Origin of the sequence: Mycobacterium ostraviense (assembly GCF_002705925.1) — a bacterium.
Lineage (GTDB): Bacteria > Actinomycetota > Actinomycetes > Mycobacteriales > Mycobacteriaceae > Mycobacterium > Mycobacterium ostraviense.
Window position 1 is genome coordinate 2485839 of sequence record NZ_NKRE01000001.1, and the last position, 18931, is coordinate 2504769.

The following is an 18931-nucleotide window of genomic DNA, read 5'->3' on the forward strand; positions in this document are numbered from 1 at the left end:
ACACGAAAAATCCTCGTGGCCAGCGCTACCCGGATGCTTGACGAATTCTTGGAAGCGACGCTGTTGTTCAAGCAGCCGCAACGCCGAACGAAAACTACGGCGAGCCAAGGATCGCCGTCGCGACGGCGTAGGCCACCGCGAGCGAAACGTTGACTCCGTTGTCGCTGCCTTTTTCGAAGTCGTCGCCGTCAACGGCCATGGTGTTGGTGATGTGCGCCAGGCAGACGACGTTCCGGCCGGCCGCAGCGGCGTAGGCGTACAGCGCTGCGGCCTCCATCTCGACGCATGCGATTCCGCGCCGCTCGGCTTCCTTGATGGCCAGTGCCGTTTCCCGGTAGGGAGCATCGGTCGTCCAGGAACTTCCTGCCACCACATGGATACCGTTCTGGTCGAAGGCATTTCGGAGTTTGTCTTTGAGCCCCGCGGCCAGGCAGCTCCATTCACCGGGCGCAACGTAATGCGCGCTGGTTCCTTCGTCGCGAAGCGCCCGCTCGATGAGCACGAAATAGGGCGGTGTCTCGCTGCCGCTGATACGTCCCGCGGACGTGATGCTCACGAGCAATGATGCGCCGGATACGGACAGCTGCTCGGCGACTAACACCGCAAACGGCGCGCCGACAGCCATTCCGACAACCCCGATTTCGAGCCCGTCGACCTCGACGACCCACATCTCGGTGTGGTAGCAGGCCCAACCCAGGTGGCGATATCCGCTCCCGGCCCGGGCCAGGTGCCGTACGACGTCCCCGTCGGGATCCAGAACACACACCGCCGGAACAGGATTGTCCGGCAACGACTTTTGACGCCGAGCCTCGCGCAGCAGATTTGCGGGGCGAAACACCGAAGGCGCGTCGAAGTCCTTTGGTGCAACCAGCGGGTAACCCTCTTGGCCGTCGGTCACCGTGCCGACGTTAGCGTATTCCAGCGGTCCAGCCAGGCCCTTTCTTGGGCAACTTTCTCTTCGTGGAACGCCGCCGAGGGCGGGTACAAGGTCACCGAAGGTGCCGGTGCGCACAGGAAGTTGCCTGCGCCCTTGGCGGCCAGGTGATCACCGGTCTCGACGTAGCAGGCGCCCTCGCCGGTGAACAGCCGCTCCGGCACGTCGTAGCCGAGATGGCGAGCGACGCCGTGCGCCACGACTCCAGCCTGGGATTGGGCGAACACTGCCGCCTTGGGCAGCGGCTTGCCATTCGGCAAAGTAACCACAGTCGCGTCACCGATAGCCCACACGCCGTCGACCCTAGTGGACAGCGTCTGCGGGTCCACGGGTATCCACCCCGATTCGCTGAGCCCGGCTGATCGCGCCGCCGCCGACGGCGCATGCGGCGGAACCACCGCAAGCAGGTCGAACGGCTCGGTCGTGCCATCACCGAAATGCAACATCCGTTCCGCCGAGTCGACCGCGGTGACGGCCTTGCGGGCGTGGAAACCGATGCCGCGATCCTCGAGCATCGCCACCAGAGCCTGGCCGACCTCGGGTCCTGCGACGGGCATCGGCAGCGGATCGGGTGTGAAAGTGTCGATGTGTACGGTGCCGTTGGCGAAGCGGTCGCCGAGTTGGGCAGCCATGAGGAACGCCGCCTCGAACGGCGCGGCCGGGCACTTGAACGGCACCCCCGCAACCAGCACCACGATCCGGCCGCGGTCCAGCGCGTCGACCTTCGCGTGCAGTTCCGTCGCCCCGTCAAGCGTGTAGAACTGGCCCGCGACGCCGGCCCGAAGTGCTTCCGCCAATCCGGGCACCGCCGCCTCGTCAAGCGTGGCACCCAAGGCGATCACCAACGCGTCGTAGCCGAGGACACCGTTGCTGGTGTGCACCGCATTGGTCCCGACGTCGATGTGGCTCACGGTTGCTGCCACCAGCTCGACGCCGGGTAGTGACGTCGGGGTCACGCGGACGCGGACTTCGTCGGGGAGACGCCAGCCCCGTAGCACCCAGAGCAGCGAAAGGCCGAGGGCCCCGTCAAAGCTCTTGTCCACCAGAATGATCCGATCTTCGGGTGGCAGCAGCTGGCGAAGGGTGTCGGCGGTGGTGAGACCGCCAACACCGGCCCCGAGGATGACAATCGTCTTACTCATGATGTTGACTCCCTTCCCGTGAACACGTTGCCCATCCGCTGACCGACGAGCAGAACGTGCGGCCTCTTCCAGCACTATTCCAAACATCTATGGAGTAGTAGATACTAGCGGAAAGGTTCGCGCAAGGGCCGTACCGTCAGTCAGTCGGCCCGGTCAATCAGCAATGCGTTCAACCGGTGGGTTGCGTGATTCCGGGAGAGGTCCTCGGCGACAGAGTTTGGTTAGCCTCGATACCGTTTACTTAAGAGCAGACGATCGGTCGACGGTGGATCGTCGGCGCATTGCGGTGGTAGGCGTGTTTGAGCTGGTAGCTCGACATCTTGCGTTTGACGACCCGCGGATTGGCCCGTGGGCGGCGCTCGGGGAGCAGTTCGTCGAGGATTTCAATGTGATCGGACAAACGCTGGTCGCTCTCCGGCTTGACCCACCCAGCGCGTGGCACGCGATTAGAATAACAAGCGTGTCATCTTAAGTAAACGGTATTGATGGTTAGCCTCGATCCTGCGATTCACGACGACTGGGACGTGACGGTGCCGATGTCGGTGAGTGCTCGCAGAACGTCGGCCGATCGCGGCGTGGCCGACGGGTCGGCAATCCACTGGACCATCAGGCCGTCGATGACGGCCATCAATACCGAGACGATGGCGGGCAGGTTCTCGGGTGGTTCGGCGTCGGAGCCGGCGAGCGCGGTGCGAGCCAGATCCACTGAATGTTGCCGTACCTCGGCATATCCGGCGGCAAGTCGTTCTCGTAGCACCTCCGAGCGCAGCGCCGGCGCGTACGACTCGACACATGCATACACGGCGGGACGGATCTGCTCAAACGAATCGACGGTGGCCTCCAGGACAGCGCGGATCTGTCCGGAAGGACCGGTCGCCGCGGACTGATCGAACGCCTCCCGGACCCGCACGTTCCACGTCGAAAAGCACCTGCTGAGCGCGTCGTCGAGCAGAGCCTCTTTGCCGCCGAAGTGGTAGTTGATCGACGCGACGTTCACCCCCGCGGCCCGGGCGATGTCGCGCGAGCTGGTGTTTCCGTAACCGCGTTCCCGTATACAGGCGAGGGCGCCGTCGAGGAGTTTGTCGCGGTTGCTGCGCGGCTGTTGCACAGCCGCAGCTTACCGTGATAAGCATTTGTTTACATCAAACATTTGTTTATGACGCGGGAGCGTGATGGCGAGCAGGGTTGGCCGGTTTATTGGAGTGTTCAACGGTGACACCGTGACCGCGGGCCTGCCACCAGGACCGCGGCTGCCCAGCCTCGTCCAAAGCGTGCTGTACCTGAAGTTTCGGGAATGGTTCCTGCCGGCGATGCACCGCAAGTACGGCGACGTCTTCTCGCTGCGGGTGGCACCGTATGCCGACCATCTGGTGGTCTACACCCGTCCCGAACACATCAAGGAAGTATTCTCGGCCGACCCCAGGACGCTGCACGCTGGCGAAGGCAACCAGATTCTCGGCTTTGTCATGGGCGAGCACTCGGTGCTGACCACCGACGAAGCCGAGCACGCGCGGCTGCGTTCGTTGCTGATGCCGGCGTTCAGTCGGGCCGCGCTGCGCGGATACCGCGACATGATCACCTCCGTTGCGCGCGAACACATCGAGCGATGGCCTGCCGGTGCTCACATCAACAGCCTCGACTGCATGAACGCACTCACCCTCGACGTCATCCTGCGGGTCGTATTCGGCGTCACCGACCCAGAAGTCAAGGCCGAGTTGACCACTCGGCTACCGGACATCGTCGACATCCATCCACTGATCCTGGCCGTGCTTCGCTATCCGTCGCTCAAGCACGTCAACCCGTGGAAGCGTTTCTTGTCCAACCAGCACCGGATCGACGAGCTCCTCTACCGCGAAATCGCCTCCCGCCGAGGCGCTTCCGATCTCCCCATCCGCACCGACGTGTTGTCTCGGCTGCTGCAGACCAACGACACGGCCACCACGCCGCTGTCCGATGCGGAGCTTCGCGATCAGCTGATCACACTGCTGCTGGCCGGGCATGAGACGACCGCCGCGGCCTTGTCCTGGACACTCTGGGAACTTGCCTGCAACCCCGATATCCAAAGTCAGGTCGTGGCGGCCGCCGCCGGCGGTGATGACGGGTTCTTGACGGCGGTGTTCAAAGAGGGGATGCGCCGGCACACCGTAATCGCCTCTACGGCACGCAAACTCACCATACCCACCCAGATCGGCGGATGGCGGCTGCCCGCGGGCACGGTAGTCAACACGTCGATCCTGCTGGCTCATGCCAACGCGGAATCACACCCCGACCCCACCGAGTTCCGTCCCAGCCGATTCCTCGACGGCGGCGTGGCGCCCAACACCTGGCTCCCCTTCGACGGGGGTGTGCGCCGCTGCCTGGGCTCCGGATTCGCGCTGACCGAAGGCGCCGCTATCCTGCAAGAGATTTTCCGCCAGTTCACCATCACCGCGTCGGGACCGAACCAAGGCGAGAGTCCGCTGGTCCGTAACATCACCACCGTCCCCAAACATGGGGCACGCCTGCGGCTTACCCCGCAACGTGACGGCGCACTGGTCTGAAGACCGGCACTACTTTGGCTTGGCGACGGTGACACGCCACAGCCGCCGGGGCAATTCACCTTCTTCGAAGGCGTGCACGCCGTCGAGTATCCAGTCGGCAGCCAGGCTCGCAACCAGCTCGCGGGAGAAGAAGTGCACGGCGAACCCGCCGCACTCGAAGATGTCGTCGCCATGACACTGTCCCATGCCGTAATGCCCATCACCGGTGTGCCGAACGGTGTAGACGAACTTCCCGCCCGGCTTCAGCACCCGGCGAACCTCGTCGACGATCGCATGAATTTCCTTGGTGGACAGCGCCATACACAACGCCATGTGGGCGAAGACGGCATCAACGGACCCGGTCTCCACGGGCAGTGGCTCGCGCAGGTCGTGCACGAGTGCCCGCACCCGACCACCCAGGCCTTGGGTGCGCGCGGTTCGGCGCAGCTGGGCAACCGCAATGTCGCTGAAATCGGTGGCCAGCACCTGCAAACCCGCGCGGGCGAAATGAAGGCTGTCCCGGCCCTGGCCGGCCGCCAATTCCAGCACCCGGTTGGCCCCGGCCGTCTGGAAGACCTCGAGTGCGTACCTGGCCGGCAGGGACGGGCCGGACCCATACATCGCCGGGTGCGCCCGGTAGGTGGCCTGCCAGTGTTCGCGCTGCTCCACGGCCAGCTCCGGCTGCCCGGCGAAGAACATATCGAGGTCCTTTCTGTGGAAGCCGGTAGGGCCGATCCGGTCCGAGCTTTGTCACTACTCTATTGAATTATAGATTATTGGATTATAGTGATCTGGTGACCACTGCCCACCAGGTCAAACGTCACTTCACCCACCGCCCGCACGGGAGGCGCGCCTGGTTTCACGGCGGGTCGGCATCTGCGTGCCCTGGAAAGCGCAACACCGTCGCAGCACCACGAAACCAGGAGGGCAAATATGAGACGGGTACTGGTAGTCGGGTACGGAGCAATCTGCTACCTGATCTTCGTAGCGGCATTCCTTTACGCGATCGGTTTCGTCGGCAATCTGCTCGTGCCGCGCACCATCGACAACGGCATCAAAGCGTCCACGGCCGAAGCGGTTACGGTCAATGTCGTTCTGCTAGGGCTATTCGCGGTGCAACACAGCGTGATGGCGCGCCCGTGGTTCAAGTCACGGTGGACCCGAGTCGTGCCGGCGACGGTGGAGCGCAGCACCTACGTGCTGTTGTCGAGCCTGCTATTGCTCCTGCTGTTCTGGCAATGGCGAACGATGCCCGCCGTCATCTGGGCCGTTAGTTGGCCGCCGGCGAAACTGCTTGTGCAGGCTGTGTTTTGGCTGGGCTGGGCCATCGTGTTCACGTCGACCTTCATGATCAACCATTTCGACCTGTTCGGCCTGCGGCAGGTCTATCTGGCCGCGCGGGAACGGACCTACACCCACCTCGAATTCCGCACCACGATGCTCTACCGGCTGGTGCGGCACCCGATCATGCTGGGGTTCATCCTGGCATTCTGGGCAACGTCCACGATGACTTCCGGCCATCTGCTGTTCGCGGTGATGACGACGGGTTACATCCTGATCGCCCTGCCTCTCGAAGAGCATGACCTGAGCCGGTCGCTGGGCGATGACTACCGGCGATACCGCAACCGGGTGCCGATGCTCATTCCCGGGCTTGTCCCGCGCAAGCAACGCCGTACGCTGCACACCGGTCCAGCGGGGACGGCAACCCGCTAATCCGCACGAATGCCGAGGCAGCGCTACGGGCTTCGAACTGCCGCGCCTTCATCCACCGGCAGGCCGGCCAATCGCCATTCGAGCATTCCGTCGTCGAGCCGCATCGCCCCGCGGCCCGCGGTGCGAGCAATACGGACTGCGTCGGGGGCCATGACGCAATAGGCGCCACGGCAGTAGGCGACGATGTCGCAGTCGGCCGGAAGTTCGGCGAGCCGATCGGCCAGTTCGGCTACCGGGATATTGATGGCGCCCGGGATATGGCCGGCCTGGTATTCCTCGTGCGGTCGCACGTCGACAAGCGTTACCTCGCCGGACTTCTGCCGGCGCAGCAGCTCCTCGCGGGTGATCGCATCCTCGGGTGAGCCCAACACTGCCGCGGCCGCGACTGCCACGTCAGCCAGATGCTCATCGGCAACGACTTGCACCAACGCGAACAGCCGCGCCACGTCGTCCCCGGCGAGCCGGTAGTACTGGCGGGTCCCGTCGCGGCGGGCCTCGACCAGCCCGCCGCTCTTGAGCGCCTGCAGATTAGCGGATGCCGTAGTCAGGTTCATCCCCGTCGCAGTCGCGATCGCCTCGACCGTGCGTTCACCCTGGGCGAGTAGGTCGAGGATCTGCAATCGCCGGCCGTTTCCCAGCGCCTTGCCTACCCGAGCGATCTGCTCCAGCAGCGCCGCCTTGCGATTCGACTGTCCGGCCATTCAGCTTCTCCAAGACTCAGTGGAATACTGATATTCCATCGTTCATTGGAACTGCATAATACGCGCGACGGTTGATCCGCACGCACCGCCTAACGGCGGTCACCGCGAGGATTCGGCGAACTGGCTCAGGCGCCGTTCTGAGTGTCCCCCATCGGCAGCCGGGCACCCAGGCGGAACACCCGCCAGCCCGAGCGCTCCCAGCGGCCGACGTCGAGGCAGTTGCGGCCGTCGACGATGACGCGGGCCCGCACCCGGTCGGCCAGGTCGTCGGGGTCGAGGTCGACGAACTCACGCCATTCGGTGAGCACCAGCACGGCGTCCGCCCGCTCGCATGCTTCCGCAACCGAAACCGCGTAGTTCAGGGTCGGAAACAACCGATGCGCATTGTCGAGGGCCTTGGGGTCGTACACGTTGACCGCGGCGCCGTTGAGTTGCAGCTGGCCCGCGACGTTGAGTGCCGGCGAGTCGCGCACGTCGTCGGATTCGGGCTTGAACGCCGCGCCGAGTACGGCGATGTTGGCACCCAACAGCGAACCACCGCACGCCATTGTGGTCAGCTCCACCATGCGAGTGCGCCGACGCATGTTGATGCTGTCCACTTCGCGCAGGAAGGTCAGCGCCTGGTTGGCACCGAGTTCGCCGGCGCGGGCCATGAACGCGCGGATATCCTTGGGCAGACATCCGCCACCGAAACCCAAACCGGCGCTGAGGCATTGGCGTCCGATGCGCGAGTCGTACCCGAGCGCGTCGGCCAACAGGCTGACGTCGGCGCCGGCGGCTTCGCACACTTCCGAAATCGCGTTGATGAACGAGATCTTGGTCGCCAGAAAGGCGTTCGCGGATACCTTGACCAGCTCGGCGGTCTGCAGGTCGGTCACCAGAAACGGCACGCCGGCCTGCAGCAGCGGGCCATACAGCTCACGAACCGCTGCCTCGGCACGCGTCGAACCATCCTGTACGCCAAGCACAATGCGGTCCGGCTGCAATGTGTCATGGACCGCGAAGCCCTCGCGCAGGAATTCCGGATTCCATGCGATTTCGACGGTCACGTCCCGGGGAGCCAGCGCAGCGGCCCTGCGCCCCAGTTCGGCCGCCGTCCCGACCGGGATCGTCGACTTGCCGATCAGGACCGACGCCCTGCTCAGACGCGGTACCAGCGCGTCGATGACCTCGTGGACATGACGCAGGTCCGCACCGTATTCGCCTCTCTTCTGCGGGGTGCCGACGCCGAGGAAATGAACGTCGGCGAACTCGGCGGCTAAATCGTAGTCGGTGGTGAACTGCAGCCGACCAGCAGCCAGGTTGTCCCTCAACAGCTTTCGCAAACCGGGCTCGTAGAACGGAATATCGCCACCGGCCAGCTTGGCGACCTTGCCCGGATCGATATCGACCCCGACGACCTGGTGTCCCAGTTCCGCCATTCCCGCGGCGTGGCTGGCACCCAGGTAACCGGTGCCGAAGACGGTGCATCTCACACCACCGTGTGTAGGTGCCCGCGATGAGCAGACCACATCGTGGCGCTGAACGATAGATGACGGCTACCCGGCGAAATCAGAAGCCGGGAACAAACGGGATGTTGAACCCGCCGCGACCGTGACCGCCACCGTGTCCGCCACCGTGCCCGCCGCCGCGGTCATCACCGTGGCCGCCACCGCCCGGGAAGCCGCCGCCGGGCGGACCAAAAATGGGAACCGGTATCTGGATGGGCACCGGAATAGGCACCGGTGGCGGGGCGGGAGCGGCCGGTACCGGCGCCGGCGCGGGGGCGGGAGCCTCTGGAACCGGAACGGGAGCCGGAGCCCGGGGAGCCGGAGCCGGTGCGGGAGCTTGCGGAGCCGGCGCGGGAGCCTGGGGAGCCGGCGCGGGAGCCTGGGGAGCCGGCGCGGGTTCCTGTGGGGCCGGCGCCGGAGCCTGCGGAGCAGGTGCGGGGGCCTGCGGAGCAGGTGCGGGGGCCTGCGGAGCAGGTGCGGGGGCCGGTGCTTGTAGTGTCGGCGCAGGAGCGTTAGCCGCCGGTGCCGGCGCCGACGGTGTCACGACGTTGTGGCCGGGGTCGGGCTTTACATCCGTTGACGACCGGATGCTGACGGCCAGCGAAAGCGCAAGGGCCGCAACGCCGATGACGAAGATCGACGTCACGATGCTCGCGAGCAGCGGGAACGGCTTGCGCTCGGGCTGATCATCGGGGACCGCACTGTCCGGGCCGACGTTGTCGGGGCCGACGCCGTCCGGGACGGCGCTGTAAGCCAACGGCCCCTCGCCGGTTTGCACGCTGTCGGAGACGTCGTTGAAGTAGGCGGCATCGAGCCGATACGGGTCCAGGGCGCCAGTACCGGGATCCTGTGCATAGGCCAGCGCGGCCGTCGACGACACGAAGAGGGGGGTGTTAGCCGAGGCCAGCGCCGCGCCACGGGCCAGCGCAGTATCGGGCTCCTCGGCCGCGGTCACCGGAAGCGCGGTCGCAGTCTCCAGCGCCGGCTTGATCATCGGGATGTCGATGCCCGAGCCGACGACGAATATGGCGTCCGGATGTGTCTCCAGATTTTCGGCGCTGGCGACCATCTCGGTTAACTGGGCCACCGCGGTGTCGTCGTCGTCGGACAGCAGCTGTCGCTGGATGTCGGCGATCGAGCCATCCGCGCTGTCGACCACCGCGAGAGTCGCGGTCTCGGGCTCGATGAACAGCAGCGCGGTGTGGGCATAGTTGGTCTCGTTGCCGACCGCTTGGGCCAGGGCGGCCGCGGCCAAGAATGCCGAGACCAGCACGACCTTCTCGATCTTTTGGTTGGCCAACGCCTCCCGCAGCGCAGCGGCCTGGGCCGGATCCCGCCAGGTCACACCGGTCGAGGCCAGCTTGTAGCCACCCTCGGACGCACCTTCGCGGGTGCCCAGGATCGCCGAGACCACCTGCTGGGCCGCGCTGACAGTCGCCGCATCCCCGTCACCGGAGACGTCGAACTGGTCCTGGTCAACTAGTGCGCCGTCGCCGTTCTCGCCTTCAACCAGCACCATCCGGACTTCGGTTGGCGCCATCGACACACCAAGTACGGTGTCCAAAGCTCCCCCATATAGTCTTTTGCGTCGTCGCGGATACGTGATTGCGAGCCTGCCTCGGGTTCCCCAACCCGTATGGCAATCGTACTCGCCTTTCACAATCAACTCTCTGAGTTGATTTGCTACGACGGCCACAATTCGCTTCCCCGTCGTGCCAGTAAACCCGCGCTCGCTAGTTCGAAGTTTGCTACCTGGGTCCGTGCCCGCCGCCGTAGCCGCCGTGGCCACCGCCCCCGAACGGGCCACCACCGCCGTGGCCACCGCCCCCGAAGGGACCCTTACCGCCGAGCGGGCCCTTGCCTGGACCGCCGCCGAACAGCCCGCCTCGACCGGGAGCACCGCCGCCACCACCGGGGGTATGCCCCGGATTCGGTGACGGCGCCAGGACCGGAGGAGGTTGTCGGACCGGCTTGCGCGGAACTGGACTCGCGATTCGCGGTGGTGACGCCGGAACCTCGACGCGAGGTGCAGGCACCTGCGGTTGGGGCCGCGGCACTTGCACCGGGGCCTGGGGCACCGGCGGGCGCAGCAGCGTCTCGGGACCAGTCGCAAGGACCGGGGGCACCAGGATCGGCAACAGCGGCGGCACGACGACGGCCGGGTCACGCGCCGGCGCAGCCTGCCGAATCGGAACCTCCGGAGCCGGTAGCACCGGAGCCGGTAGAGCCGGTAGAGCCGGAGCCTCCGGGACCGAGGCAGCGGGCAATGGTGCAGGTGGTTGCGGGCCGGCGGCGCGGGGTGCCTCAGCTGGCCGCGGCAGGTCGATCTTCGGCTGCGGAGCCGCGGCGACCTGCGTGGGCGCTGGAGCAGGCTCCGTGGGAGTGACGAGATGGTTTTCGCTGGGCTTGGGCAGCAAGGCGACGGTCGGGCGGATATTGATCGCCAGGGCAACTTCGAGCGCCACCACCGCGGCGATGGAATCACCGCGACTGCGCTACCGATCAATAGGGCCGACCGGCGGCCGGCGGAGTCGTCGCCGGGCACGGAGCCGGCGACGAACTCGTCACCAAGAAGGTCGGGACCGGGCAAATCCTGCGCATACGCCAGAGCCACGGTGGAGGAAGCGAACAACGGCGCGTTGCCCGACGCCAGCGCCGCACCCCGAGCCAACGCCATCTCGTCTTCCTCCGGCACACTCACCGTCAGCGACGTCGCCGCGTCGAGCGCGGGCTTGATCAGAGCAACGTCGACGCCAGTGCCCACCACGTACACACCGTCGGGACGGGACGGCATCGACTCGACGCCGGCGACCATGTCGACCACCTCGGCCGCCGCCGTGTCGTCGTCCTGGGAAAGCAGCTGCCCGGCACACCTCGCTGACCGACCCGTTGGCGGTGTCCACCACCGCCAACGTCGCTGCGTCCGGTTCGACGAACAACACCGCGGTCCGCTCGTAGCCGACGGCGCCGCCGATCGCCTGCCCCAGCGCGGCCGCAGCCAGAAACGCCGAAACCAGCATGACGTTTTCGAGCTTGTGGGCGGCCAGCGCATCGCGCAGTGCCGCAGCCGAAGTGTCGTCGGGGCACGTCACGCCGACGGAGTAAAGTCGCAAGCCGGCCTCGACCGCGCCCTCCCGGGTGCCCAGAATCGCGGCGATCACCTGTCGGGTGCGCTGATAGTGGAGGAGTCCTGGCCGACGGGGAAGGTGTCTTCCTCGACGATCAGGCCGTTACCGTCTTGGCCTTCGACCAACGCCATCCGAACCGCGGCCGGGGCCATCGAAATGCCGAGTACAACGTCCAAAACCCCTCCCAAGGTTTTGCGACCGGCTGTGGAGAACACGCCAAAAAGATGTTAGTCCAACAAACAATGCCGAGCCGGCTCGAAGCTATGTAGAACGTATGAAGTTCACGTAGGACCGCGACGGCGTCGGGCCACGCTGACCTTGATATTTGGACCCGACACCGCTGCTCCCGTACGGGTGCTCAGACGGGCTGGTCAATCGCAGAATGCACAACTGGCCGATTTTCATTCCTGGCCATAACGCAATCGGCAGGTTGGCGACGTTGGACAACTCCAGCGTGATGTGGCCACTGAAGCCGGGATCGATGAAACCGGCGGTGGAGTGGGTGAGTAATCCCAGCCGACCCAGCGACGACTTGCCTTCCAGGCGTCCGGCGAGATCGTCGGGCAGCGTGAACAACTCCAACGTCGAGGCCAGCACAAACTCGCCCGGGTGTAGGACGAACGGATCTCCTTTGGCCGGCTCCACCAGGCTGGTCAGCTCGTCCTGTTGCTTGGCGGGGTCGATGTGGGTGTAGCGAGTGTTGTTGAAGACCCGAAACAGGCAGTCAAGTCGGACGTCGACGCTGGACGGCTGCACCAGGCTGTCGTCGAATGGGTCGATGCCCAGTCGCCCGGCGGAGATTTCGGCTCTGAGGTCACGGTCAGAGAGCAGCACCCGACGAGCGTAGCTGCTGGTGGCTGCGCAGCGGCTCGTGTCGGCTCAGCGGCGCGCGACTCAGCGGCGGGGGGCTCAGCCGGCTGGCGCAGAGCTCAGCGCAGGTAGATTTCCTCACCGGTCGGGTAACCGCCGCCGGTGGTGGTGATGTGGACGTGATCGTCATGGCCGGCACGGGCCGAGCGGGCGCCTTCGGGCGTGTAATAAACGCCCCGCCAAATCGCATCCTGTATGCCGAATCGGCTTGCGTTCAGCAACACGTAGCCGACGATCTGATTACCCAGCGCAATACCTTCGGCGCTGCCCGGATCCGGAATCATCACGTCGAGCGCCAAACCGTTGGGATGCCACCGCAAAGCGTCCGCTCGAACTCCGCCGATTTCGTGGATCTCGGGGAACAGCGCACTGATACTGCGAGCCACCAGGATGGTCTTGACCTGAAGGCCCCGCTCTGGCGCAACCCCTGGCGGCAGGGCCCGGGACCGGGTGTCGACCCGCCACCGGGATGCCGCAGCGAACTGGCCGCCTCCCAAACTCATGCCCGCCTCGCTACCAGGCATTCTCGACACCAAAGCCGGCGGAGTAGCCACTATCTCCACGCAGCAGGGTCCGTCAACCTGGTCGACAACACGCGCGCCAGGGGGACCGACATCTCCGGCCACCGCGAAGAAAACAGCAGCTGGGGCAAGGATAGGGCCCACGACCGCGGCCAGGACTGCTGGCGACCTTCGCCGTTCCCGGGCCAACGAGTGCCTTCCCACCTGACGCACTCTACGAGATCACGAAACAATAAACATCCCCCAATATAGGAAATTATTCTTTGCGTAAACCAGCGGTTTATCGAACGGCACCGGCAAAGGCGCCGCTACCAGTACTGATGTCAGATCTGCAATCGAGACCTGACGGGCCTGTCGATATCAGACAATTGTCGAACGGCGGCCTCGATACCGGCGCGACCCCAGCGACCGCTGTTTCCACGGACATGCTCGGAGCGCCGAGGTTGTGCTCCAGGGCGGCAACGCTGGGCAGGCACGGCAGGTGAATCCAGCCGGCGCGGATCGGCAGGCCGTGCTTCGCGATGTGATGCAAGACGCCGTACATCAGGTGATTGCAGACGAACGTTCCGGCAGCGTCGGAGATGTCGGCCGGCACGCCGGCCGCGCGCATCGCAATGACCATGGCGTGGATCGGGACCGTCGCATGGTAGGCAACGGGGCCGGTCGGGTCCGTCTGCTCTCCGACGAGAACCGTGCCGGCGTTGTCGGCAAGCCCGTATCGCCCGCAATCATTGACGTTTTGTGCGAGCCGCTCGACAGTGATCATGGCGCGCCCCGGATATTCGCCCAGCATGACCACCACCTCCGGCCGAATATCGGCGATGGCCTGCTGCGTTGCGGCGATCGACTCGAAGAACACATTCGGAACGATGCGGGCGGTCACCGTGGCGCCGGCGATGACACGACCGTCCAGCGCCTCGGCGGTGTGCTGTGCCGGGTTGGCGGGCGTGTTGCCGTACGCTCCGAATCCGGTGACCAGTACCTGCGACATGATGCTCCTTGATCTGCGGTTCACGCGCCTGCGCGATGACACATTTTCGACCGAACCCAGGAGGTTGGCATCAGCATCGTGACGACGGCCGCATCGTTGGTCGCCTTCCCCGTTGTCGCCGGGATCATCGGCGGGGTGGTCGCGGTGGTGCGGAGCCCGTCGCCCGCACTCGTCAGCGGCGTACAACATTTCGCCGCTGGAGTGGTCATGGCGGCAGTGGCCGGTGAGGTGCTGCCGGACCTGCGCGCCCGGGGTTCGCTCTGGCTGATCGTCGTCGGCTTCAGCGCGGGCGTCGCGGTGCTGGTCGGGCTTCGGCATTTCGACGGCGACGAGGGTTCCGGCGACCTCGAGTTTTCTGGCGGCGTCTTGCCCATCGGGTTTCTCGCCGTGGTGGCCGTCGACCTCTTCATCGACGGGTTGCTCGTCGCAACCGGCGCCACGGTGTCTCGGCGTACCGCGGTCATCATCGCGATCGCGCTGACGGTCGAGGTGCTATTCCTGGGGCTGACGGTGGCGCTGCGCCTGGCCGGCTCCGGGGTGCCGCGGGTCCGGGCCGCGGTGATCACCGGGGGCGTCAGCCTGGTCACCGCGGCGGGGGCCGTGCTGGGTGCGCTGGTGCTCGGCGGAGCGGGCGCGAGCGTCCTCACCCTCGTGTTGGCCTTCGCGGCCGCCGCGCTGCTGTGGCTGGTCGTCGAGGAGTTGCTGGTCGAGGCGCACGAGACGCCGGAGCGGCCGTGGATGGCGGTGATGTTTTTCGCCGGATTCTTGATCCTGTACTGCCTAGGAGTGATGGAATGACCCGGATGCTAGCCTTCTGAAGCAACCACGCCGATGTAGTTCAATGGCAGAACATCAGCTTCCCAAGCTGAATACGCGGGTTCGATTCCCGTCATCGGCTCCAATCTGACCAGGGCGTTTTATCCGTTTGACCGAGGCGCGAGCGGATCGCGGTCCCGTAACGGTCCCGTACGCTGACGCGCCCGACGCATACACTGCGGCGATGGCATCCCCGTTGGAGCCGAGCTATACCGAGCTATCGAACCAGGCCGCAGCACACGGTCTCGGTCATCCCGCCGTGAGCGAAGCGTTGATCGACTGCATCGCCCAATCGCTCGAACTGCTGGCTGACACATCGCGGTCTCCGCTCGTTTCCAATGTGCCCGGCAAGGAGTACTTCGCGTTCACGAAAACTACGCCGAGGTCGCGCACATCACGCGGCATCAACGAGGCTCTGTTCCTCGACAACATCGACGAGGTGCTGCGGACCATCACCAAGATCATCAACGGTGAGGTACCGGCTGATCCCATCGAGCTTCACGAAGCGCTGTACACGGCGGCCATCTCGTACCCGGCTGGCACCGACGTCACAAAGGACAACGACAAAAAGTCGCCCGGCACCTTCCTGGAGAACTTCGTGGGCCACTTGGTCGCTGCGACCTTCGGCGTGTCGCCAACCAAGTCCGTAGTCGCGCCAACTCTGGACATCGAAGTTTCGCTCCCCACGGATTTTGTATTCGACCTAGGCCGGGACAAGAGCCGAATTCACCTGCCAATTAAGGCATCCACGCGCGAGCGGGTTATTCAGGTCTGGGCGCACCAACGTGTACTCGACGGAATGCACGGCGTCAACCGCTTCCGGGGGTTGCTGGTAGTCCTCGCTGAGACGAATCGTCAAACCAGGACAAATTCGATTGCCGAAGTTTGCCTTCCAAAGCAGTGGATGGCTTACCAGATGTACATCGCACAGCTTCATCGCGTCTATTACTTCGACGTGCCGGAGAAGTACCGCGCACTACGTGACCAGTACCCGTTCCTTGAAGTCAAACCGTTCGCGGACTTCTTCTACGAGGCAGACGAAATTGTTCGTCCCAACCTTGCCGTACAGAGCTCAGTCGAGGCGGCCGGGCCACCGCCGTCGTTTGTCGGCCTTCCAGAAGACGAGGAAGTATGAATGGTTCTTCCGCGCATGACGTTGCCTGATCATCCGACTTAGGCCTGGGCGGTGCGGGCGCGTCACTACAAACAAGTCCTCGGCCTGAAACCCGTAGCCCTCATACTCATTGATGATCTCGACGTGAGTGAGGCGTTGCCTGTTGGCACACACTTCGTCCTGGCATTTGACGATGAAGATGCCGCCGTCTTTGAGGACTCGCGACGCCTCTTTGCCGGCCGCAAAGTACAAGTCCAGTATCGCTTCGTGGTACTTGCTCCCACCGGTGTTGGCGGTGGCGTTGTTCCGGTAGTACGTCTCGAAGTTCTGGTGCCCGACATGGGCGCCTTGGCCGGGGGTGTGCATGTACGGCGGGTCCAAGACCAGTGCGTCGATTGAACCGTCCTCGTATGGAAGTTTCCGGCAGTCAACACCATCCGCGAGGTCGGTCGCGAGGAGGCTGATGTCCTCCCGCTTGACTTTCTTCCAGAACGCTCCCGAGCCGTAAGTCACGTCCGCGACCGTCGCACCCTTACTGACGTACAGGTCGAGAATCTGATGAAACAGGTCCGCGTTGACTCCAAGATGCGACGAAAGGACTAGATCGTTTGTGGCTTTCCCTTGCTGCTGCTTGCGGCTGCCCCGAACGTGTCCTGGCGCGGGCTTCTCACTAGCTGCCATTGCTCCCTCTCCCACTCTTCCAAGACTCGCCGTTAAGGATCACACCCTAAGTCCTCCGCTGGTCGGAGGCTCATGCTCGGCGAGTTGCGTTGATGCAACCAAGTCTATTCGCACATCTGTTCGATTTGAGAGTTATCCACAGGCCGATTCAGCCGTGTAGTGGAATCACGTTGTTGCCGTACTTAGGCGCTGCCGCCGGGGCGGCGAGTGCGCCGAGCGCGGTCATGTTCGCCGTGTGGTCGTCGGTGTTGATCAGGTGCGCGTAGACGGTCAGCGTCGTCTTGACGTCGCGGTGCCCCATCAACTCCGCGATGTCGATGGGCCGGATGCCCGCCGCAAGGCACAAGCTCGCGTACGTATGGCGCAGCGAGTGGAACGACTGCTCGGGGTCAAGCTTCGCGGTCAGCGTCAGCCGATTGGCACGCAGCACCGCCGGTCGGTAGACGGCCTTGTAGAACGTCGCGTGGCGTAGCGGCGTCGTCCAGTCGAGCACCAACTGCTTCTCGGCATCCGACACGGTGAGTTCGGCCAAGGCTTCCGCTTGCCGTTGTGCGCGAGCCTTCGCGGTGGCTTTCGGTGATTTGTCTTGCGCGCCCGTAGACGCCGCTCCCGATGCGGCGGGGGTCGCCGGTACGCCGGTAGGCCGGGGCCGCGTCAACGTCGTACCGGGAAACAGCAGGGCTGTCGGCTCATCCCTGCGCGGGTGCTCCGCGAGGTAGTCCCGCAGCAACTCGGTCGTCTCGGCAGACAACGGCACCCGGCGATAGCTCTGCTTGGTCTTGAGAGGGCCGTACTCGATGGCCGCACCGTTCGCCCGCGCGGCCTGCTCGACTCGCAGCACTCCTGGCTTCGCCGGGGTGTTCCGATTCAGCTCTGGGTCCGGCAGTTCGACGTTCGCGATAGTGAGGCCGCCCAGTTCCGCCGCGCGCAGACCCGACCACGCCGCCAGGTTCACCAAGAAGTTGTAGGGCCAAGGCGTCGCTCCGATGAGCGCCGAAACCTCTGCGGGCGTGAGGAACTGCGCCCGATCCACGACCACGCCCAGCTGGCCGCCGTTGGTGCCGGTCTCGGTGGGCAGCTTGATGTACTCGGCGGGGCTCTTCGCCAGCCGACCATCAACGACAGCCTGCTCCAGCACCATTCGCACGGTCCAGAACGCGTGCCGCACGGTGGACGGCTTCTTGCCCGCGTTGGTCAGCCGGTTCACCCACTCCTGGATGTACTCGCGGGTTAACTTGTTGAGCGGGTAACCGCCGAACACCGCGTCAATGCCGAGGGTCTTACCGTCACCGCGTCGGGTTGCGGCCGGGGCGAGGGCGTAGCGGTGGTTCGCGGCATTGTTGCGTGTGTCGGCCTTGCGGGATTCCAGCCAGAGCGCCGCCGCGTCGCGGAACACCATCTTGCCCTTGCCGGGGTCGAAGTCCATGCCCGTCAACATCTCGGCATCGGCCTTCGCGGCGAACGCCTTAGCGTCCTTGCAGGTGCGGAACCCGCCCTTTGTGCGCTGCGCGCCGTCGGGGGTGTACCAACGCACAACGTACGTTGTTGTCCCACTTGCACGTACGCGCTTCTGAATACCTGCCATCTCCTCGCTCCCTTGCTGAATATTGATGGATTATTTGTGCACGACGCGCGGGGAGGGCAACCCGCCAGAACACACCCCTACCCCTGTTTCGGGGGACCCGCTCATGAGGCTTGCTCTAATTCGATTGTGGCGGTGGCACTCTGATAGATGAGGCGCACGGTCGATGCCTGCCATGTTGGCCGGCCAGCCGGGCTGAGGATGCCCTCGGCCTCCAAGGCGCGGGCGATGCGGCCGAAGCTCAGGCCCGCGTTGCGATCAAGCACGATGCGTCGCACGACGCCCGCCGTCGCGAGCCGAGGCCGGCCAATCGGCTCTCCGCGCCGCTTGCGTGCCGCGAGCGTGTCCTTGGTGCGCTGACTGATGAGGCGTCGCTCGAACTGCGCGAACGTTGCGAGCATGTGCGCCATAGCTTCTCCCGCTGGCGTGGTCAAGTCCATGCCCAGATCAAGCACCACCAGCGACCAGCCTTGTCGCTCTGCGAGTTGTAGTATGTCGACGGCGTGGCCGACCGAACGTGCTAGGAGCGCGGGTCAGTAACGGTTCACGCGGGTCCGGCGCTGCCAGAACCGGGTTAGGTTTTCATTCTGCGCTGAGGGCGACGAAATCGCGGTCCGAAGCGCTCTGGAGGCAGACTGGATGCCCTGGATGCAGACTCGCACGTCAAACCGCCCGGGAAACGGCAGGCGACTCAGCTGATCGCCAGGGCGGCCAGTCCGGTGGCGCCGA

The 18931-nt window shown here is 65.0% G+C and carries 18 protein-coding genes, 1 tRNA gene and 4 pseudogenes; 6 read left to right on the plus strand and 17 right to left on the minus strand.

Annotated elements, in window-relative coordinates:
• Window positions 1–94 precede the first annotated feature (94 nt).
• The 4 genes from CDN38_RS11365 to CDN38_RS11380 form a co-directional block, all read right to left on the minus strand.
• Window positions 95–898, minus strand: coding sequence for a nucleoside phosphorylase (locus CDN38_RS11365; protein WP_075509357.1), 804 nt, complete (start codon window positions 896–898; stop codon window positions 95–97).
• Window positions 895–2076, minus strand: a complete 1182-nt coding sequence (locus CDN38_RS11370) for an NAD(P)/FAD-dependent oxidoreductase (protein WP_075509358.1) — start codon at window positions 2074–2076, stop codon at window positions 895–897. The genes CDN38_RS11365 and CDN38_RS11370 overlap by 4 nt, the downstream gene beginning before the upstream one ends.
• Before the next feature lie 241 nt (window positions 2077–2317).
• Window positions 2318–2518: a hypothetical protein gene (locus tag CDN38_RS11375; protein WP_099318960.1), complete on the minus strand. Its 201-nt coding sequence runs from the start codon at window positions 2516–2518 to the stop codon at window positions 2318–2320.
• 66 nt (window positions 2519–2584) lie between these two features.
• Window positions 2585–3184 carry a TetR/AcrR family transcriptional regulator gene (locus CDN38_RS11380; RefSeq protein ID WP_075513568.1) on the minus strand — a complete coding sequence of 200 codons (600 nt, stop codon included), beginning with the start codon at window positions 3182–3184 and terminating at the stop codon, window positions 2585–2587.
• Between the two features lie 64 nt (window positions 3185–3248).
• Between CDN38_RS11380 and CDN38_RS11385 the strand changes: the two genes are divergently transcribed.
• Window positions 3249–4616 carry a cytochrome P450 gene (locus CDN38_RS11385; protein WP_099318961.1) on the plus strand — a complete coding sequence of 456 codons (1368 nt, stop codon included), beginning with the start codon at window positions 3249–3251 and terminating at the stop codon, window positions 4614–4616.
• A 9-nt stretch (window positions 4617–4625) separates the two neighbouring features.
• Here the strand turns inward: CDN38_RS11385 and CDN38_RS11390 are convergent, their stop codons facing one another.
• Complete coding sequence (locus tag CDN38_RS11390; protein ID WP_075513570.1) at window positions 4626–5294, minus strand: class I SAM-dependent methyltransferase; 669 nt, start codon at window positions 5292–5294, stop codon at window positions 4626–4628.
• 234 nt (window positions 5295–5528) lie between these two features.
• Here CDN38_RS11390 and mddA point away from each other — a divergent pair, with 234 nt between their 5' ends.
• On the plus strand, window positions 5529–6308 hold the full coding sequence (gene mddA / locus CDN38_RS11395) for a methanethiol S-methyltransferase (RefSeq protein ID WP_075513571.1): 780 nt from the start codon (window positions 5529–5531) through the stop codon (window positions 6306–6308).
• A gap of 23 nt (window positions 6309–6331) precedes the next feature.
• Here mddA and CDN38_RS11400 read toward each other — a convergent pair whose 3' ends face one another.
• From CDN38_RS11400 to CDN38_RS11410, 3 genes are all read right to left on the minus strand, one after another.
• Window positions 6332–7009, minus strand: coding sequence for an Rv0324 family HTH-type transcriptional regulator (locus CDN38_RS11400; protein ID WP_075513572.1), 678 nt, complete (start codon window positions 7007–7009; stop codon window positions 6332–6334).
• A 125-nt stretch (window positions 7010–7134) separates the two neighbouring features.
• Window positions 7135–8484 (minus strand): UDP-glucose dehydrogenase family protein, encoded by a 1350-nt coding sequence (locus CDN38_RS11405; RefSeq protein WP_075513573.1) that lies wholly within the window; start codon window positions 8482–8484, stop codon window positions 7135–7137.
• A gap of 76 nt (window positions 8485–8560) precedes the next feature.
• Window positions 8561–10039, minus strand: a complete 1479-nt coding sequence (locus CDN38_RS11410; protein ID WP_075513574.1) for a DUF7159 family protein — start codon at window positions 10037–10039, stop codon at window positions 8561–8563.
• 220 nt (window positions 10040–10259) lie between these two features.
• Between CDN38_RS11410 and CDN38_RS32170 the strand changes: the two genes are divergently transcribed.
• A complete protein-coding gene (locus CDN38_RS32170; protein WP_306316088.1) occupies window positions 10260–10436 on the plus strand; it encodes a hypothetical protein in 177 nt (58 codons plus the stop codon).
• Window positions 10437–11173: 737 nt separating this feature from the next.
• Here CDN38_RS32170 and CDN38_RS33540 read toward each other — a convergent pair.
• From CDN38_RS33540 to pcp, 5 genes and pseudogenes are all read right to left on the minus strand, one after another.
• Window positions 11174–11314, minus strand: a pseudogene (locus CDN38_RS33540) (DUF7159 family protein); the annotation flags it as partial.
• A gap of 103 nt (window positions 11315–11417) precedes the next feature.
• Window positions 11418–11779, minus strand: a pseudogene (locus CDN38_RS33545) (DUF7159 family protein); the annotation flags it as partial.
• A 109-nt stretch (window positions 11780–11888) separates the two neighbouring features.
• Window positions 11889–12461, minus strand: coding sequence for a dCTP deaminase (gene dcd, locus CDN38_RS11420; RefSeq protein WP_075513577.1), 573 nt, complete (start codon window positions 12459–12461; stop codon window positions 11889–11891).
• 95 nt (window positions 12462–12556) lie between these two features.
• Entirely contained in the window at window positions 12557–13222 is a 666-nt protein-coding gene (locus tag CDN38_RS11425) for a VldE C-terminal domain-containing protein (RefSeq protein WP_082277432.1), read from the minus strand.
• A 119-nt stretch (window positions 13223–13341) separates the two neighbouring features.
• Window positions 13342–14009 (minus strand): annotated as a pseudogene (gene pcp / locus CDN38_RS11430) (pyroglutamyl-peptidase I).
• A 42-nt stretch (window positions 14010–14051) separates the two neighbouring features.
• Between pcp and CDN38_RS11435 the strand changes: the two are divergent.
• The 3 genes from CDN38_RS11435 to CDN38_RS11445 all read left to right on the plus strand — a co-directional run bounded on the left by CDN38_RS11435 (window position 14052) and on the right by CDN38_RS11445 (window position 15960).
• A complete protein-coding gene (locus CDN38_RS11435) occupies window positions 14052–14807 on the plus strand; it encodes a ZIP family metal transporter (protein WP_099318962.1) in 756 nt (251 codons plus the stop codon).
• Window positions 14808–14836: 29 nt separating this feature from the next.
• A tRNA-Gly gene (locus tag CDN38_RS11440) sits at window positions 14837–14910 on the plus strand.
• Window positions 14911–15009: 99 nt separating this feature from the next.
• A complete protein-coding gene (locus tag CDN38_RS11445) occupies window positions 15010–15960 on the plus strand; it encodes a hypothetical protein (protein WP_075513579.1) in 951 nt (316 codons plus the stop codon).
• On the opposite strand, the gene CDN38_RS11450 is transcribed toward CDN38_RS11445, so the two are convergent.
• From CDN38_RS11450 to CDN38_RS31760, 4 genes and pseudogenes are all read right to left on the minus strand, one after another.
• A complete protein-coding gene (locus CDN38_RS11450; protein ID WP_075513580.1) occupies window positions 15898–16620 on the minus strand; it encodes a DNA methyltransferase in 723 nt (240 codons plus the stop codon). The two genes, CDN38_RS11445 and CDN38_RS11450, sit on opposite strands and share 63 nt — an antisense overlap.
• 148 nt (window positions 16621–16768) lie before the next feature.
• The gene (locus CDN38_RS11455; protein ID WP_306316090.1) at window positions 16769–18154 is read right to left on the minus strand and encodes a tyrosine-type recombinase/integrase; all 1386 of its coding nucleotides are present in this window, start codon (window positions 18152–18154) and stop codon (window positions 16769–16771) included.
• Between the two features lie 152 nt (window positions 18155–18306).
• Window positions 18307–18480, minus strand: coding sequence for a recombinase family protein (locus tag CDN38_RS31755; protein WP_267888321.1), 174 nt, complete (start codon window positions 18478–18480; stop codon window positions 18307–18309).
• Window positions 18481–18528: 48 nt separating this feature from the next.
• Window positions 18529–18714: pseudogene (locus CDN38_RS31760) on the minus strand (recombinase family protein); the annotation flags it as partial.
• Window positions 18715–18931 lie beyond the last annotated feature (217 nt).